Source organism: Saccharothrix coeruleofusca, assembly GCF_014648515.1.
Classification (GTDB): domain Bacteria; phylum Actinomycetota; class Actinomycetes; order Mycobacteriales; family Pseudonocardiaceae; genus Actinosynnema; species Actinosynnema coeruleofuscum.
Window position 1 is genome coordinate 112,136 of the sequence record NZ_BMRG01000008.1, and the last position, 18,594, is coordinate 130,729.

The 18,594-nt window shown below is 76.1% G+C and carries 4 protein-coding genes and 1 pseudogene; 3 read left to right on the plus strand and 2 right to left on the minus strand.

The genetic code is table 11. The annotated features are described in order from the left end of the window. Positions 1 to 9 precede the first annotated feature (9 nt). Positions 10 to 1,599, plus strand: coding sequence for an acyl-CoA carboxylase subunit beta (locus IEZ00_RS20930; RefSeq protein WP_373293171.1), 1,590 nt, complete (start codon positions 10 to 12; stop codon positions 1,597 to 1,599). A 160-nt stretch (positions 1,600 to 1,759) separates the two neighbouring features. On the opposite strand, the gene IEZ00_RS20935 is transcribed toward IEZ00_RS20930, so the two are convergent. Together IEZ00_RS20935 and IEZ00_RS20940 are read right to left on the minus strand one after the other, a co-directional pair. Next, positions 1,760 to 3,214 carry an aspartate aminotransferase family protein gene (locus tag IEZ00_RS20935; protein ID WP_189224993.1) on the minus strand — a complete coding sequence of 485 codons (1,455 nt, stop codon included), beginning with the start codon at positions 3,212 to 3,214 and terminating at the stop codon, positions 1,760 to 1,762. A 1-nt stretch (position 3,215) separates the two neighbouring features. Next, on the minus strand, positions 3,216 to 3,599 hold the full coding sequence (locus tag IEZ00_RS20940) for a YybH family protein (protein WP_189224994.1): 384 nt from the start codon (positions 3,597 to 3,599) through the stop codon (positions 3,216 to 3,218). A gap of 175 nt (positions 3,600 to 3,774) precedes the next feature. Here IEZ00_RS20940 and IEZ00_RS20945 point away from each other — a divergent pair, with 175 nt between their 5' ends. Both IEZ00_RS20945 and IEZ00_RS36885 read left to right on the plus strand, forming a co-directional pair. After that, complete coding sequence (locus IEZ00_RS20945) at positions 3,775 to 16,437, plus strand: type I polyketide synthase (RefSeq protein ID WP_189224995.1); 12,663 nt, start codon at positions 3,775 to 3,777, stop codon at positions 16,435 to 16,437. Between the two features lie 55 nt (positions 16,438 to 16,492). Continuing rightward, positions 16,493 to 18,594: pseudogene (locus IEZ00_RS36885) on the plus strand (type I polyketide synthase); the annotation flags it as partial.

Below are 18,594 nucleotides of genomic sequence, written 5' to 3' on the forward strand. Positions count from 1 at the left end.
ATCACCGGGATGGACCGGCGGCCCGCGGCGCGACCTGCTCCCGAGCAGGTCGCGCCGCTGCCGTCACCGCCGCGCACCATGCGGGCGCTGCGCGCGCGGCGCGACGAGCTGCGCTCGCGGATCACCGAGGGCAGCCGGGAGGCCACCCAGCGCCAGCACCGGCTGGGCAAGCGCACCGCGCGGGAGCGCTTGGCGCTGCTGCTGGACGAGGGGTCCTTCGTCGAGCTGGACATGTACCGGCGGGGCGCGGGTGGCGGCGGCGTGCACACCGACGGCGTGGTGGCGGGCTCGGGGACCGTGGACGGCCGCCGGGTCTTCGTCTACGCGCAGGACTTCACCATCTCCGGCGGGTCGCTGGGCGCGGCGCACGCGGCGAAGATCCACAAGGTGATGGACCTGGCGCTGGCCAACGGCGCGCCGGTCGTCGCGCTCAACGACAGCGGCGGGGCGCGCATCCAGGAAGGCGTCATGGCGCTGGACGGCTACGGCGGCATCTTCAGCCGCCAGGTCGCGGCCTCCGGCGTCATCCCGCAGATCAGCGTCGTGCTCGGGCCGTGCGCGGGCGGCGCGGCGTACTCGCCCGCGCTGGCCGACTTCACCTTCATGGTGCGCGAGACCGCGCAGATGTACCTGACCGGCCCGGACGTGGTGGCCGCGGTGAGCGGCGAGCGGGTCACCCACGCCGAGCTGGGCGGCGCGGACGTGCACGGCACCCGGTCCGGCGTGGCCTCGTTCGTGCACGACGACGAGGAGAGCTGCCTGGCCGACGTGCGCTACCTGCTGTCGCTGCTGCCCGCCAACAACCTCGAACCCCCGCCGCCGGTGGAGTTCGCCGAGGACGACCCGGCGCGGCCCCGGCTGCCCGACATCGTGCCGGTGGAGCCCAACCAGCCCTACGACATGCGGGCCGTGCTGGCCGAGGTGGTCGACGACGGCGAGTTCCTGGAGGTCCACGAGGGCTGGGCGGGCAACGTGCTGTGCGCGCTCGGCCGCGTCGGCGGCGAGGTGGTCGGCGTGGTCGGCAACCAGCCGCTGGTGCTGGCGGGCGTGCTGGACACCGCGGCGTCGCAGAAGGCCGCGCGGTTCGTGCGGTTCTGCGACGCGTTCAACATCCCGCTGGTGACGCTGGTGGACGTGCCGGGGTTCCTGCCGGGCACCGAGCAGGAGTACGGCGGCGCGATCCGGCACGGCGCCAAGCTGCTGTACGCCTACTGCGAGGCGTCGGTGCCGCGCGTGCAGGTGATCCTGCGCAAGGCCTACGGCGGGGCGTACATCGTGATGGACTCGCGGTCCATCGGGTGCGACGTGTCGCTGGCGTGGCCGACCAACGAGATCGCGGTGATGGGCGCGGAGGCGGCGGTGAACGTGGTGCACCGCAAGGAGCTGGCCGCCGCGGCCGACCCGGCCGAGCTGCGGGCGGCGCTGATCTCCCGCTACACCGCCGAGCTGATGCACCCCTACTACGCCGCCGAGCGCGGCCTGGTCGACGACGTGATCGACCCGGCGGAGACCCGCGCGGCGATCATGCGGGCGCTGGCCATGCTGCGCGACAAGCGCAAGCGCCCGCCTGCCCGCAAGCACGGGAACGTGCCGCTGTAGAACGCGCGGCAGGTGGTCGGAACGGCAAGAGCCCCGCCGGGTGTCGAACCCGGCGGGGCTCTTGCCGTTCCGGTCGTGGACGGGTGGCGAACGCGGTGCGGCCCACCGACCAGGGGAGAAAGTCGGTGGGCCGCGGGGTCGCCGGGGGACCGGGGTGGGGTCAGCCCGGCAGGAGTGCGGAGTCGTCCTGGTCGCGCAGCGCGGCGCACACCGCGCGCAGACCGGTGACCAACTGGTCGATGTGCTCGTCGGAGATCTCGATCGACGGCTCGAACCGCAGCGTGTGCGTGGCGCTGGCGGTCGGGAACACCCGGACGTGGTGCTCGCGCAGCAGGTACCCCGCCAGCACGTAGCCCAGCAGCCCCATCCGGGCGTACTCGGCCACGCCGCCCTCGCCGCCGGTCCGGTCGTGGAACTCCAGTCCCAGCATCAGGCCGCGTCCGCGCACGTCGGCCACGACGGTCGGGAACTCGTCGCGGACCGCGCGCAGCGCGGCGGCCAGCGCCTCGCCGCGCTCGGCGGCCCGGCGGTAGGCCGCGCCGCCGTCGGCTTCGAGCAGTTCCACCACCTTGGCGCCGATGTGGCAGGAGAAGGCGTCCTTGGCGAAGGTGGAGCTGTGCAGCAGCTCGAACTCGGGCAGGTAGCGGCTGCGCCGCACCAGCAGCACCGACGACTTCGCCAGGCCGCCGCCGATGGCCTTGGCCAGCACGATGTAGTCGCCGAGCAGCCCGACGTGCGAGGCGGCGTAGAACGCGCCGGTGCGCCCGACCCCGCTCTGCACCTCGTCCACCACGACCGGGAACCCGGCCGCGTCCGCCGCCGCCCGGATCTCCGCGGCGACGTCGGCCTCCAGCACGCGGATGCCGCCCTCGCCCTGGACCGGCTCGACGAAGAACGCCGCCACCACCGGCAGGTCCCGCTCGACCAGCTCGCCGTCCACCACGTCCAGCACGGTCACCCGCTCGGCCTCCACGGCCTTGGTGACCTCGGCGGGCGGCACGAACCGGGCCTGCGCGGCCAGGCCGCGGAAGGGCAGCCGGTAGCCCGCGTTGTGGGTCAGCTGCACGCTGCCCGCGAGCTTGCCGTGGAAGGAGCCCTCCAGGGTGAGGAACACCGGCGGCAGGTCGAAGCGGCCCTCGTTGTGCGCGCGGGCGCGGGCGGCCAGCTCCGGGTCGGCCGAGGCCAGGTGCTCGTCGATCTCGGCGCGCAGCCGGGCCAGCTTGCCCACGCGGTCCATCTCGGCGTGCTTGAGGGCGACCTCCACCGCCTCCGCGCCGGTGTTGGCGAAGATCGCCGAGTACGGCTCGTCGGTGCCGAACTCGCGCCACAGCACCCGGTTCAGCGCCGCGGCCAGGTCGTTGGCGTAGGGGTGGTAGGAGAACTGGGCGTGCACCGGCACCCGCTGGTCGAGCAGCTCACGGGCGCGCTCGACCAGCGCGGGGTGGTTGTGGCCCAGCACCAGCGAGCCGTAACCACCGACGAAGTCCACCACCGGCACGTCGCCGGACGGGGTGCGCCACCACAGGGTGTCGCCCTCGCCCCGCACGTACTCCGCGTCCAGGCCCACCTGCGCCAGCAGTCCGCGCAGGTGGGCCTCGGCCAGCTCCAGGGCCATGTCAGCTGTCGCCGAACGGGTTGTCGACGGCGTAGCGCCACCGGCCGTCGGGGCCCTTGCGCAGCACGTCCAGGCCGGTGCCCGACAGCGACTCCTCGCCCTCGATGTCGAACTTCCAGTCCACCACCAGCAGCGCGGTGTCGCCGGTCACGTAGGACTCCTTGACGGTGGCGCTCATGGCCGGCTTCTTGGCCATGAACTCCCGGACCGCCTGCTCGTGCTCGGCGCCGCTGATCGGCTTCTCCGGGTCCCACACCGACACCGCGTCCTCGGTGTAGAGGCCCAGCACCGCCTCCACGTCGCCCGCGTTCATCGCGCGCACGTACAGCTCGGTCATCTTCGTCGCGTCGGTGGGGGGCGCGAACTCGTTCACGGTCGTGGTCATCGCAAATCCTTTTCTGCCGGGTCGGCGAACAGCGCGGCCGACGCTAATGACCGGCGGTCACGGACCGGTAATCCGCCATCCCGAGAACGCCCGACGACCGGCCCATTACTGCTCGCGACGAATTGCTCGGTAGTAATCGAGTCCGGAGTAGTCCGCTGGTTGGGAAGGACGGGCGATGGCGAACCTGGACGACGCGGTCGCGGTGGTGGGTGTGGCGTGCAGGCTGCCCGGCGCGGCCGACCCGGCGGCGTTCTGGCGGCTGCTGCGCGAAGGCCGCGACGCCGTGGTCGAGCTGCCGCCGGAGCGCTGGGAGGCGTTGACGCCGCGGGTGCGCGCCGAGGCGGGCACCCGCTACGGCGCGTTCCTGGACGGGGTCGGCGAGTTCGACGCGGGGTTCTTCGGCATCTCCCCGCGCGAGGCCGCCGCCACCGACCCCCAGCAGCGGCTGGTGCTGGAGCTGGCCTGGGAGGCGCTGGAGGACGCGGGCACCCGGCCCGCCGACCTCGCGGGCAGCCACACCGCGGTCTTCGTCGGCGCGCTGCGCGACGACTACGCCGCGCTGGCGCTGGGCCGGGGCCGGATCACCCAGCACACCAACACCGGCACGCACCGCGGCATCATCGCCAACCGCGTCTCCTACGCGCTGGACCTGCGCGGCCCCAGCGTCGTGGTGGACACCGCGCAGTCGTCGTCCCTGGTGGCCGTGCACCTGGCCGCGCAGAGCGTGCGGTCGGGCGAGTCGCCGCTGGCGATCGCGGCGGGCGTGAACCTGAACATCCTGGCCGAGGGCGCGGAGGGCGCGCGGAAGTTCGGCGGCCTGTCGCCGGACGGCCGCTGCTTCACCTTCGACGCGCGCGCCAACGGGTACGTGCGCGGCGAGGGCGCGGCGGCGGTGGTGCTCAAGCCGCTGAGCCAGGCGCTGGCCGACGGTGACGACGTGCGCGCGGTGATCCTGGGCAGCGCGGTGAACAACGACGGCGCGACGCCGGGCCTGACCGTGCCGGACGCCCGCGCGCAGGAGCAGGTCGTGCGGGCCGCGCAGCGCCGCGCGGGCGTCTCGCCCGAGCAGGTGCAGTACGTCGAGCTGCACGGCACCGGCACGCCGGTCGGCGACCCGGTCGAGGCCGCCGCGCTGGGCGCGGTGTTCGCCGACCGCGCCGAGCCGCTGCCGGTCGGCTCGGTCAAGACCAACATCGGCCACCTGGAGGGCGCGGCGGGCATCGCGGGCCTGGTCAAGACCGTGCTGGCGATCCGGCACCGGCACCTGCCCGCCACCCTCAACCACGAAACGCCCAACCCCGCCATCCCGCTGGACCGGCTGGGCCTGACCGTCCACACCGGACTGTCCGAGTGGCCGCACCCGGACCGGCCGCTGATCGCGGGCGTCAGCTCCTTCGGCATGGGCGGCACCAACGCGCACGTGGTGCTGGCCGAGCCGCCCGCGCGCCCGGAGCGGCCGGAGCGACCGCGCGAGGCGGGCCACCCGGTCGCCGTGCCGGTCACCGGCCGCACCCGCGAGGCGCTGCGCGCCCACGCCGCGCGGCTGCGCCGGACCCCCGGCTCGCCCGCCGACCTCGGCTGGTCGATGGCCACCACGCGGACCGCTTTCGAGCACCGCGCGGTGGTGGTCGCCGCCGACCGGGAGGCGCTGGACGCGGGCCTGACCGCGGTGGCCGATGGCGCGCCCGCGCCCGGCGTGGTGACCGGCGAGGCGGGGGACGGCTCGCTCGGCGTGCTGTTCACCGGCCAGGGCGCGCAGCGCGCGGGCATGGGATCGGCGCTGTACCGGGCGTTCCCGGCGTTCGCCTCGGCCTTCGACGAGGTCTGCGCCCACCTCGACCCCCGGTTGCCCGAGGTGATCGCCTCCGGCGAGGGGCTGGACGAGACCGCCTGGACCCAGCCCGCGCTGTTCGCCGTCGAGGTGGCCGCGTTCCGGCTGGCCGAGTCGTGGGGCCTGCGGCCCTCGGTGCTGCTGGGGCACTCCGTCGGCGAGGTCGCCGCCGCGCACGTGGCGGGCGTGCTGTCGCTCGCCGACGCCGCCGCGCTGGTCACCGCGCGCGGCGCGCTCATGGGGGCGCTGCCCGCCGGGGGCGCGATGGTCGCGGTGGAGGCCGCCGAGGACGAGCTGGACCTGCCCGAGGGCGTGTCGCTGGCGGCGGTCAACGGGCCGCGCGCGGTGGTGCTCTCCGGCGCGGAGGAGCCGACCCTGGCCTACGCGGAGGCGCTGCGCGCCCAGGGCAAGCGGGTCAAGCGGCTCACCGTCAGCCACGCCTTCCACTCGCACCTGATGGAGCCGATGCTCGACCGGTTCCGCGAGGTCGTCTCCGGCCTGACCTTCCACGCACCGAGCATCCCGGTGATCTCCGCGGTGACCGGGCGCGAGGAGGACCTGACCGACCCCGAGTACTGGGTGCGCCAGGTGCGCGAGCCCGTGCGCTTCCTCGACGCGCTGCGCGCCGCCGAGGTCGGCACGTTCGTGGAGGCCGGGCCGGACGGCGTGCTCTCGGCGATGGCCGCGGCGATCGGCGCGCGGGCGTTCCCGCTGATGCGCGCGGGCGCGGACGAGCCCACCGCGGCGCTGACCGCGCTGGGCGCCGCGCACGCCCGTGGCGTGGCCGTGGACTGGGTGGGGGTCTACGCGGGCGTGGACGCGCGCAGGATCTCCCTGCCGACGTACCCGTTCCAGCGCGAGCGCTACTGGCTGGACGACCAGCCCGCCGCCGCTGTGCCCGCCGTCCCCGCTCCCGCGGCCGCGGCACCCGCCGCTCCCGCTGTCGCCGCCGCGCCCTCGCGCGACATCGCCGAACTGGTGACCGCGCACGTGGCCGCCGTGCTGGGGGCCCGCGACGCGAGCCGGATCGACCCGCGGCTGCCGTTCCGGGACCTGGGCTTCGACTCGCTGATGGGCGTGGAGCTGCGGGAGAACCTGGCCGCCGCGCTGGACCGCCCGCTGCCCAGCGGCCTGCTGTTCGACCACCCCACGCCCCGCGCGCTGATCGACTTCCTGTCCTCCGGCGACGCAGAGGAGGCCGCCGCCGAGGCCGGGGCGAGCGCGGAGCCCATCGCCATCGTCGGCATGGCCTGCCGCTACCCCGGCGGGGTCGGCTCGCCGGAGGAGCTGTGGCGGCTGCTGGTCGACGAGCGCGACGCGATCGGCCCGTTCCCCGCCGACCGGGGCTGGTCGCCGGACCTGCACCACCCCGACCCCGACCGCCCCGGCGCCAGCTACGTGCGCGAGGGCGGCTTCCTGGCGGGCGCGGGCGAGTTCGACCCGGCGTTCTTCGGCATCTCGCCGCGCGAGGCGCTGGCCATGGACCCCCAGCAGCGGCTGCTGCTGGAGACCGCCTGGGAGGCGCTGGAGCGCGCGGGCATCGACCCCGAGTCGCTGCGCGGCAGCCGGACCGGCGTGTTCGTCGGCGGCACCACCGGCGACTACGGCCCCCGGATGCACGAGGCGGACGAGCAGGTCGAGGGCCACGTGCTCACCGGCGCCGCGCCCAGCGTGATGTCCGGCCGCATCGCCTACCAGCTCGGCCTGGTCGGCCCGGCGCTGACCGTGGACACCGCGTGCTCCTCCTCGCTGGTGGCGCTGCACCTGGCGGTGCGGTCGCTGCGCAGCGGCGAGTCCAGCGCGGCCATCGCGGGCGGTGTCGCGGTCATGGCCACCCCCGGCATGTTCCTGGAGTTCTCCCGCCAGCACGGCCTGGCCGCCGACGCGCGTTGCAAGTCCTTCTCCGCCGACGCGGACGGCACGGCGTGGGCCGAAGGCGTCGGCCTGCTGGTGCTGGAGCGGCTGTCCGACGCCCGCCGCAACGGGCACCGCGTGCTCGCCGTGATCCGGGGCAGCGCCATCAACAACGACGGCGCGTCCAACGGCCTGACCGCGCCCAGCGGCCGCTCGCAGCAGCGGGTCATCCGGCAGGCGCTGGCCGACGCCGGTCTGTCCACTTCGGACGTCGACGTGGTGGAGGCGCACGGCACCGGCACGGCGCTGGGCGACCCGATCGAGGCCGAGGCGCTGCTGGCCACCTACGGCCAGGACCGCGCCGAACCGGTGTGGCTGGGCTCGCTGAAGTCCAACATCGGCCACACCCAGGCCGCCGCGGGCGTCGGCGGGGTGATCAAGCTCGTCGAGGCGATGCGGCACGGCGTGCTGCCGCGCACCCTGCACGTGGACGAGCCGACCCCGCGCGTGGACTGGTCCTCGGGCGCGGTGCGGCTGCTGACCGAGGCCCGCCCGTGGCCTTCGGCGGACCGCCCCCGGCGGGCGGCGGTGTCCTCGTTCGGCATCAGCGGCACCAACGCCCACCTGGTGCTGGAGCAGGGCGACGCCGAGGTGCCCGCCGAACGCGCCGAGGTGCGCACCCCGGTGCCGTGGCTGCTCAGCGGGCACAGCGAGGACGCGGTGCGGGCGCAGGCCCGGCAGCTGGCCGCACTGGACGAGCCCGACGTGGCGGCGGTGGCCAACGCGCTGGCCGCGCGCACCCGGTTCGACCACCGCGCGGTCGTCGTCGGCACCACCGCCGAGGACTTCGCCGCCGCCCTGCCCACCGCCGCGCCGGTCCGCGCGGTCCCCGACGCCCGCACCGCCGTGCTGTTCACCGGCCAGGGCGCGCAGCGCGCGGGCATGGGCCGCGAGCTGTACCAGGCACACCCGGTGTTCGCCGCCGCGCTGGACGAGGTGGTGGCCGCGTTCGAGCCGCACCTGGACCGGCCGCTGCGGGAGCTGATGTTCGGCTCCTCCCCGGAGCTGGACCAGACCCGCTACACCCAGCCCGCGCTGTTCGCCTTCGAGGTCGCCCTGTACCGGCTGGCCGAGCATCACGGGCTGCGGCCGGACCTGCTGGCCGGGCACTCCATCGGCGAGCTGGTCGCCGCGCACGTGGCGGGCGCGCTGTCGCTGCCCGACGCCGCCAAGCTGGTCGCCGCGCGGGGCAGGCTCATGCAGTCCGCCCGCCCCGGTGGCGCGATGGTCGCCATCGCGGCGCGGGAGCAGGACGTCGAGCTGCCGGAGGGCGTGTCGCTGGCCGCGGTCAACGGCCCGGAGTCGGTGGTGGTCGCGGGCGACGAGGCGGCCGTGCTGGAGCTGGCCGCCCGCTACCCGCGCCACCGCAGGCTGTCGGTCAGCCACGCCTTCCACTCGTTCCACATGGACGAGGTGCTCGACGAGTTCCGCGCGGTGGCCGAGTCGGTCACCCACCACCGGCCGCGCGTGCCGGTGATCTCCACCGTCACCGGCGAGCCGCTGGAGCCCTCCGCCGAGCACTGGACCCGCCAGATCCGCGCCACGGTGCGGTTCCTGGACGCGGTGCGCGGCCTGGAGCGGCGCGGCGCGTCGGTGTTCGTGGAGGTCGGGCCGGACGCGGTGCTCGCGCCGCTGGCCCGGTCGGCCGGGGTGACCGCCGTGGCGCTGGGCCGGGCGGGACGGCCCGAGCCGCTGACCGCCGTGCAGGGCCTGGCGCAGGCGCACGCCCACGGCGCGCCGCTGGACCTGGCCTCGTTCGCGCCCGGCGACACGCGCGCGGACCTGCCGACCTACCCGTTCCAGCGCCAGCGGTACTGGCTGGAGTCGCGGGGCCGGGCGACGGGCCTGGTCAGCGGCGAGGTCGAGCTGGCCGAGCGGGACGAGCTGGTGCTGCACGGCGAGGTCTCCACGGCCGCCCAGCCCTGGCTGGCCGGGCACGTGGTCAACGGGGCCGTGCTGGTGCCCGCCACCGCGTTCCTGGAGCTGGCGCTGGCGGCGGGGCAGCGGGTCGGCCTGCCGCGCGTGGCGGAGCTGGTGCTGGAGGCCCCGCTGGTGGTGCCCGCCGACGGCGCGGTCCAGGTGCAGGTGACCGTGCGCGAGGGCCGGTTCTCGGTGCACTCGCGCACCACCGACGCCTGGCAGCGGCACGCCACCGGGTCGCTGGCGCAGGCCACCGCCGCGCCGGAGCTGTTCACCTGGCCGCCGGAGGCGGTGGAGGAGCCGGTGGCCGACGCCTACGACCGGCTCGCCGAGCTGGGCTACGACTACGGCGGCGCGTTCCGCGGCCTGCGCGGGATCTGGCGCGACGGCGACACCGTCTACGCCGAGGTCGAGGTGCCCCGCCCGGAGCGGGGGTTCCTGGTGCACCCGGCGCTGCTGGACGCCGTGCTGCACCCGCTGGTGCTGCGACCGGCGGGCGGCGGGCGCATCCGGCTGCCCTTCGCCTGGCGCGGGGTGGAGCTGCACGCGCCCGACGCGACCGTGCTGCGGGTGCGCATCACGCCTGCGGGCGAGGACGAGTTCGCGGTGGACCTGCTCGACGGGGCGGGCACGCCGGTCGGGTCGATCGAGGGCATCGCGCTGCGCGCGGTGGCCAGGGACTCCCTCGCGGGCTCCCGCGCCGCCTCGGCGGCGTTCACGCTGACCTGGACCCCGGTCCAGCAGCGCGACCACGAGCAGGGCGGCGAGCACGTGGTGGTGCCGCCCGCCGCCACCGACGACCCGGCCGAGGCGGTGCGCCACGCCCTGCGGCTGGTCAAGGACTGGCTGGCCGAGCGGCACGACCCCGCCGACCGGCTGGTGTTCCACACCCGCCGCGCGGTGGCCGCGAGCCCCGGCGAACCGGTCGACGACCTGGCCGGTGCCGCGGTGTGGGGCCTGGTGCGCGTGGTGCAGTCCGAGCACCCGGACCGGGTGGTCGTGGTCGACGCCGAGCACGAGGACGAGGTGCGCGCGGCCGTGGCGACCGGCGAGCCGCAGCTGGCCGTGCGCGACGGGCGGTTGCTGGCGCCGCGCCTGACCCGCGCCGAGCTGCCCGAGCCCGCGCCGCTGGCCGTCGACGGCACCGTGCTGGTCACCGGCGGCACCGGCGGCCTCGGCGCGCTGGTGGCCCGGCACCTGCACGACCGGCACGGCGTGCGCGACCTGCTGCTGGTCAGCCGCCGCGGCCTGGACGCGCCGGGGGCCCGCGAGCTGGCCGAGGAGCTGGGCGCGCGGGTGGCGGCGGTGGACGTGGCCGACCGCGACGCGCTGGCCGCGCTGCTGGCCGGCGAGCGCCTGGGCGCGGTGGTGCACGCCGCGGGCGTGCTGGACGACGCCACCACCACCGCGCTGACCGACGAGCAGGTGGACCGGGTGCTCACCGCGAAGGCCCGCTCCGCCCGGAACCTGCACGAGGTGGCGGGCGACGTGGACCTGTTCGTGCTGTTCTCGTCCATCTCGGGCGTGCTGGGCACGGCGGGCCAGGCCAACTACGCCGCGGCCAACACCTACCTCGACGCGCTGGCCGCCCACCGCCGGGCCCAGGGGCTCAAGGCCACTTCGCTGGCCTGGGGCCTGTGGGCGGCGGGCATGGGCGAGACCCTGTCCGAGGCCGACATCGCGCGGTGGGCCCGCTCCGGTGTCGCCCCGCTGACCGCCGAGCTCGGCCTGGCGCTGCTGGACCGGGCGCTGTCCGGCGACGCCGCGCTGCTGGTGCCCGCCGCCCTCGAACCGTCCAAGGTGGACCCCGAGGGCCCGGTGCCCGCGCCGCTGCGCGGCCTGGTCCGGCGCAAGGCGGCCAAGCCCGCCAAGGTGGCCGCGCTGACCGAGGCGTCGGCGCTGGAGCTGGTGCGCGGCGCGGCCGCCGCCGCGCTGGGCCACGCCGACGGTCGCGCGGTGGACCCCGACCGGGCCTTCCGGGAGCAGGGCTTCGACTCGCTGGCCGGGGTGGACCTGCGCAACCGGCTGATCGCGGCCACCGGCCTGCCGCTGTCCGCGACGCTGGTGTTCGACCACCCGACGCCCAAGGCGCTGGCCGCCTACCTGCTGGCGGGCAGCGGGCCCGCCAGGACCGCCACCAGGACCACCGGGCGCGCCGACGAGCCGATCGCGATCGTGGGCATGGCGTGCCGCTATCCCGGTGGTGTGCGGTCGCCGGAGGAGCTGTGGCGGCTGGTGGCCGACGGGGTGGACGCGGTGTCGGGCTTCCCGACCAACCGGGGTTGGGACCTGGACAACCTCTACGACCCCGACCCCGACAAGACCGGCACCAGCTACACCCGCGAGGGCGGGTTCCTGCACGACGCCGACCTGTTCGACGCCGACTTCTTCGGCATGTCGCCGCGCGAGGCGCTGGCCACCGACCCGCAGCAGCGGCTGCTGCTGGAGACCGCCTGGGAGACCTTCGAGGACGCCGGGGTGGACCCGGCGACCCTGCGCGGCAGCCGGACCGGCGTGTTCGTCGGCGTGATGTACGACGACTACGCCTCGCGGCTGCCCGAGACACCTGAGGAGGTTGAGGGATTCCTGCTGGCGGGCAACACCTCCAGCGTCATCTCCGGCCGCCTGGCCTACACCTACGGCCTGGAGGGCCCGGCCATCACGGTGGACACCGCGTGCTCGTCGTCGCTGGTGGCGCTGCACCTGGCGGCCAACGCGCTGCGGCAGGGCGAGTGCGACATGGCGCTGGCGGGCGGCGTGACCGTCATGGCCGGACCCAGCACGTTCGTGGAGTTCTCCCGCCAGCGCGGCCTCGCGCCGGACGGCCGCTGCAAGTCGTTCTCGGCGGAGGCCAACGGCACCGGCTGGGCCGAGGGCGTGGGCCTGCTGCTGGTGATGCGGCTGTCCGAGGCCCGCCAGCGCGGCCTGGACGTGCTCGCGGTGGTGCGCGGCACCGCCGTCAACCAGGACGGCGCGTCCAACGGCCTGACCGCGCCCAGCGGACCCGCCCAGGAGCGGGTCATCCGCGACGCGCTGGCCTCGGCCCGGCTGTCCACTTCGGACGTCGACATGGTGGAGGCGCACGGCACCGGCACGAAGCTGGGCGACCCGATCGAGGCGCAGGCCCTGCTGGCCACCTACGGGCAGGACCGCGAGACCCCGCTGTGGCTGGGCTCGCTGAAGTCCAACATCGGCCACGCCCAGGCCGCGGCGGGCGTCGGCGGCGTCATCAAGGTGGTGCAGGCGATGCGGCACGGCGTGATGCCGCGGACCCTGCACGCCGAGCGGCGCTCCCCGCACGTGGACTGGTCCTCCGGCGCGGTGGAGCTGCTGACCGAGGAGCGCCCGTGGCCGCGCGGCGACCGGCCGCGCCGGGGCGCGGTGTCCTCGTTCGGCATCAGCGGCACCAACGCGCACGTGATCCTGGAGGAGGGCGCGGCCGTGCCCTCGCGGGAGGAGCGGGAGCCCGACGACGAGCCCACCGTGCTGCTGCTGTCGGCCCGCGACGAGACCGCGCTGCGCGCGCAGGCGGCGAACCTGCGCGAGCACCTGCTGGCGAACCCGGAGCTGGCCCCGGTCGACGTGGGCCTGACCCTGGCGCGGCGACCGCTGCTGGAGCAGCGCGCCGCGGTGGTCGGCGACCGCGCCGCGCTGCTGCGCGGGCTGGCCGACCTCGACTCGCCGGGCGTGGTGCGCGGCAGCGGCGACGGGCGCGGCCGGACCGCGTTCCTGTTCACCGGCCAGGGCAGCCAGCGCGTCGGCATGGGCCGCGAGCTGTACGCGCGCTCGGCGGTGTTCCGGGCGGCGCTGGACGAGGTGTGCGCGCACTTGGACCCGGTGCTGGACCGGCCGTTGAAGACCGTGCTGTTCGCCGAGGAGGACTCCGCGGACTCGGCGCTGCTGGACCAGACCCAGTTCACCCAGGCCGCGCTGTTCGCGCTGGAGGTGGCGCTGTTCCGGTTCGCCGAGCACCACGGGGTCGGGCCGGACTTCGTGTTCGGCCACTCGGTGGGCGAGGTGGCCGCCGCCCACGTCGCGGGCGTGTTCGACCTGGCCGACGCGTGCAGGCTGGTCGCGGCGCGCGGCAAGGCGATGCAGTCCGCCCGCGACGACGGCGCGATGGCCGCGATCGAGGCCACCGAGGAGGAGGTGCTGCCCACCCTGCGCGGTGTGGTCACCGTCGCCGCGGTCAACGGGCTGCGCTCGGTGGTGGTCTCCGGTGACGCCTCGGCGGTCGCCGAGGCGGTCGAGGAGTGGTCGTCCAGGGGCAGGCGGGTGCGCAGGCTGCCGGTCAGCCACGCGTTCCACTCGCCGCACATGGACGAGGTGCTCGACTCCTTCCGCGCCGCCCTGGACGGCATCGCCTTCCACGAGCCCCGGTTGACCGTGATCTCGGACGTGACCGGCGAGCCCGCCACCGCCGAGCAGCTGCGCTCGCCGGACTACTGGGTCCGCCACATCCGCGAGGCCGTGCGGTTCCTCGACGGGGTGCGCACCCTGGAACGGCTGGGCGTCACCGAGTTCGTCGAGCTGGGCCCCGACGGGGTGCTCACCGCGCTGGTCCGGCAGGGCCTGTCGGGCGAGCCGGGCAGCGCGGTGCCCGCGCTGCGCCGGGGCCGCCCCGAGCCGGAGACCGCGCTGGCCGCGCTGGCCACCCTGCACACCCGCGGCGTGCCGGTGAGCTGGGAGTTCCCCCGCGCCCGGCGGGTCGCGCTGCCCGCCTACCCGTTCCAGCGCCGCCGGTTCTGGCTGGACGCGCCGCGCCCGCACCGCTCGGCGGGCGCGCTGGGCCTGGGCGAGGTCGGCCACCCGCTGCTGGGCGCGGCGGTGGAGCTGGTCGACGGCGGCTCGGTGGTGTTCACCGGTCGGGTCTCCGCCAGCGGCTGGCCCGGCGACCACCGGGTCCGCGACGACGTGCTGCTGCCCGGCACCGCGTTCGCCGAGCTGGTGCTGGCGGCGGGCGCGCACGTGGGCCACCCGCACCTGGAGGAGCTGACGCTGGCCGCGCCACTGGTCCTGGGCGCGGCGCGGCTGCAGGTCACGGTGGGTGCCGCGGAGGGCGACCGCCGCCCGGTGACGGTGCACGCCGCGACCGACGACGGCCCGTGGGAGCTGCACGCCACCGGCGCGCTGACCACCGGGGCGGGCGAGCCCGAGCCGGTGGTGCAGTGGCCGCCCTCGGACGCCGAGCCGGTGGACCTGGCGGGCGCCTACGACCGGCTGGCCGAGCACGGCTACCACTACGGCCCGGCCTTCCGCGGCCTGCGCGCGGTGTGGCGGCGCGGTGACGAGCTGTTCGCCGAGGTGGCCACCCCCGATGGCACGACCGGGTTCCTGGCGCACCCGGCGCTGCTGGACGCCGCGCTGCACACCCTGCTGCCGGGCGTGGTCGACGACGACGCCGAGCCGGTGGTGCCGTTCTCCTGGCGCGGGGTGACCGCGCACGCCGCCGGGACGGTGGCGCGGGTCCGGCTGGTGCGGCGCGGGTCGGCGGTGGCGCTGGACGCCTACGACGCGGCGGGCGAGCCGCTGCTGGGCGTGGAGGAGCTGCTGCTGCGCCCGCTGGGCCGGGGCGCGCCGCGCGACGGCCTGCACGCCCTGACCTGGCGCCCGGTCGCGGTGCCCGCCCTGCCGCCGCACGGCATGGCCGTGCACCGGGTGGTGGGGACCGGCCGCGAAGCGGTGCACGAGGTGCTCGACGTGCTGCGCCGCGCGGGCGACAAGCTCGCCGTGGTGCTGCGCGACGGCGTGGCGCAGGCGGCCGTGCGCGGCCTGGTGCGCACCGCGCAGACCGAGCAGCCCGGCCGGTTCGCGCTGGCGTCGCTGGACGACGACCCCCGCTCGGAGCAGGTGCTCGACGCCGCCCTGGCGCTGGGCGAGCCCGAGGTGGCGGTGCGCGGCGGCGAGGTGTTCGTGCCGCGCCTGGCCAGGACCGCGGGGGAGGGCCACCAGGTCGACTGGGGCGGCGGCCCGGTGCTGGTCACCGGCGCGACCGGCGCGCTGGGCGGCATCCTGGCCCGCCACCTGGTGACCGAGCACGGCGTGTCCGAGCTGGTGCTGCTGAGCAGGCGCGGCCCGGACGCGCCGGGCGCGGCGGAGCTGGTGGCCGAGCTGGCCGCGCTCGGCGCCACCGCCACCGCGGTGGCCTGCGACGCGGCCGACCGGGACGCGCTGGCCGAGGTGGTGGCGCGGCACCGGCCCACCGCCGTGGTGCACACCGCGGGCGTGGTGGCCGACGGCACGCTGGAAGGGCTGACCGCCGAGCAGGTCGACGCCGCGCTCAAGCCGAAGGTGGACGCCGCCTGGAACCTGCACGAGCTGGTCCCCGACGCCTCGGCGTTCGTGCTCTACTCCTCGGTCGCCGGCCTGCTGGGCACCGCGGGCCAGGCCAACTACGCGGCGGGCAACAGCTACCTCGACGCGCTGGCCGAGCACCGCCGCGCCGAGGGCGGGCACGCCGTGTCGCTGGCCTGGGGCCTGTGGGAGACCGCGAGCGAGCTGTCCGGCGGTCTGTCCGAAGTGGACCTGCGCAGGCTGGCCAGGAGCGGGCTCAAGCCGCTGGCCGCCGACGAGGCCATGCGGCTGTTCGACGCGGCGCTGGCGCACGGAGCGCCGGTGCTCGCGGTGACCGGGCTGGACCTGGCGGCGCTGCGCGGCCGCGACGACCTGCCCGCCGTGCTGCGCGACCTGGTGCGGGCGCGGGCGGCCAAGCCCGCCGCACGCGCGCCGAAGGAGGCCGCCCCGGCCGCGCTGGACCCGCAGCGACTGCCCGAACTGGTGCTGGCGCAGGTGGCCGCGGTGCTCGGGCACGACGACCCGGCGGCGCTGGAGGCCAAGCGGGCGTTCACCGAGCTGGGCTTCGACTCGCTGACCGCGGTGGAGCTGCGCAACCGGCTGGCCTCGGCCACCGGCCTGGAGCTGGCCACCACGGTGGTGTTCGACCACCCCAGCCCGCAGGCGCTGGCCGAGCACCTGCGCACCCTGCTGGTCGCCGACCGCGCCCCGGACGCGGCGGAGCTGGTGGACCGGCTGGAGGCGCTGCTGCGCGACGGCGGGCTGGCCGAGCCGCAGCTGGACCGGCTGCGCGCGCTGATCGGCGGGCCCGCGCTGGACCCCGACCTCGACTCCGCCGACGACGAGGCGCTGTTCGCCCTGGTCGACGACCTCGACTGAACCTGGAGACGACGTGGCTGACGAAGACAAGCTCCGCGACTACCTGAAGCGGGCCATCGCCGACGCGCGGGACGCCCGCCGCAGGCTCAAGGAGGTCGAGGAGAAGGAGCAGGAACCGGTCGCCATCATCGGCATGGCGTGCCGCTACCCCGGCGGCGTCACCTCGCCCGACGAGCTGTGGCGGCTGGTGGCCGAGGGCCGCGACGCGGTCGGCCCGTTCCCGGTCAACCGGGGCTGGCCCGCCGACCTGCACGACCCCGACCCCGAGAAGGTGGGCAAGTCCACCACCGCGCAGGGCGGCTTCCTGCACGACGCCGACCTGTTCGACGCCGAGTTCTTCGGCCTGTCGCCGCGCGAGGCGCTGGCCGCCGACCCGCAGCAGCGGATGCTGCTGGAGACCACCTGGGAGGCGGTGGAGGGCGCGGGCATCGACCCGGAGTCGCTGCGCGGCAGCCGGACCGGCGTGTTCGTCGGCGTGATGTACAACGACTACGGCTCGCGCCCGGACCTGCCCGCCGAGGAGGTCGAGGGCTACCTGTTCAGCGGCAGCGCGGGCAGCATCGCCTCCGGCCGCCTCGCCTACGCCTTCGGCCTGGAGGGGCCCACCCTGACCGTGGACACGGCGTGCTCGTCGTCGCTGGTGGCGCTGCACCTGGCGGCCAACGCGCTGCGGCGCGGCGAGTGCGGGCTGGCCGTGGCGGGCGGCGCGACGGTGATGTCCACGCCCACCGCGTTCGTCGAGTTCTCCCGGCTGCGCGGGCTGGCCGCCGACGGGCGCTGCAAGTCCTTCTCCGACCACGCCGACGGCACCGGCTGGTCGGAGGGCGTGGGCGTGCTGCTGCTGGAGCGGCTGTCCGACGCCCGCCGCAACGGCCACCGCGTGCTGGCGGTGGTGCGCGGCAGCGCGATCAACTCCGACGGCGCGTCCAACGGCCTGACCGCGCCCAACGGCCCGGCCCAGGAGCGGGTGATCCGCCAGGCGCTCGCCTCGGCCGGTCTGTCCACTTCGGACGTGGACCTGGTGGAGGCGCACGGCACGGGCACCAAGCTGGGCGACCCGATCGAGGCCCGCGCGGTGCTGGCCACCTACGGCCAGGACAGGACCGCCCCGGTGTGGCTGGGCTCGCTGAAGTCCAACATCGGCCATGCCCAGGCGGCGGCGGGCGTCGGCGGCGTCATCAAGGTGGTGCAGGCGATGCGGCACGGCGTCGCGCCGCGCACCCTGCACGCCGAGCAGCCCTCCCGCCACGTCGACTGGTCGGCGGGCTCGCTGGAGCTGCTGACCGAGGCGCGCGAGTGGCCGCGCGGCGACCGGCCGCGCCGGGCCGCGGTGTCCTCGTTCGGCTTCGGCGGCACCAACGCGCACGTGATCGTCGAGGAGGTCGAGCAGGAGGTCGAGCGGGAGCAGGCCGCCGCCGCGCCCGCCGGGCCGGTGCCGGTGGTGCTGTCGGGCAAGACCCCGCGCGCCGTGGCCGAGCTGGCGGCCAGGCTCGCCGACGTCGAGCTGACCGCCGACGTCGCCTACACGCTGGCCACCCGCACACCCATGCCGTACCGGGCGGGTGCGGTGGGCCTCGCCGACTTCCCCGAAGCGGTGCTGCCGCGACCGGGCAAGGTGGCGTTCGCGTTCACCGGGCAGGGGTCGCAGCGCGTCGGGATGGGCTTGGAGCTGGCGCGGTCCCAGCCGGTGTTCGCGCGCGCCCTCGACGAGGTGCTGGCGCACTTCGAGCAGCCGGTGCGGGCGGCGGTCGAGTCCGGTGAGGGCCTTGACGAGACCGGCACCGCCCAGCCCGCGCTGTTCGCGGTGGAGGTGGCGTTGTTCCGGCTGCTGGAGTCCTGGGGTGTGCGGCCGGACTTCCTGGTCGGCCACTCGATCGGCGAGCTGGCCGCGGCGCACGTGGCGGGTGTGCTGTCGCTGGCGGACGCGGCGAAGCTGGTGGAGGCGCGCGGCCGGTTGATGCAGGCGCTGCCGCGTGGTGGTGCGATGGTGGCGGTGCGGGCCGCCGAGGACGAGGTGGAGCTGCCCGAGGGCGTGGCCGTGGCGGCGGTCAACGGGCCGCGCTCGATCGTGCTCTCCGGCGTCGAGGAAGCGGTGCTGCGGGCGGCGGAGGGCTTGCGGGGCAAGCGGTTGACCGTCAGCCACGCCTTCCACTCGCC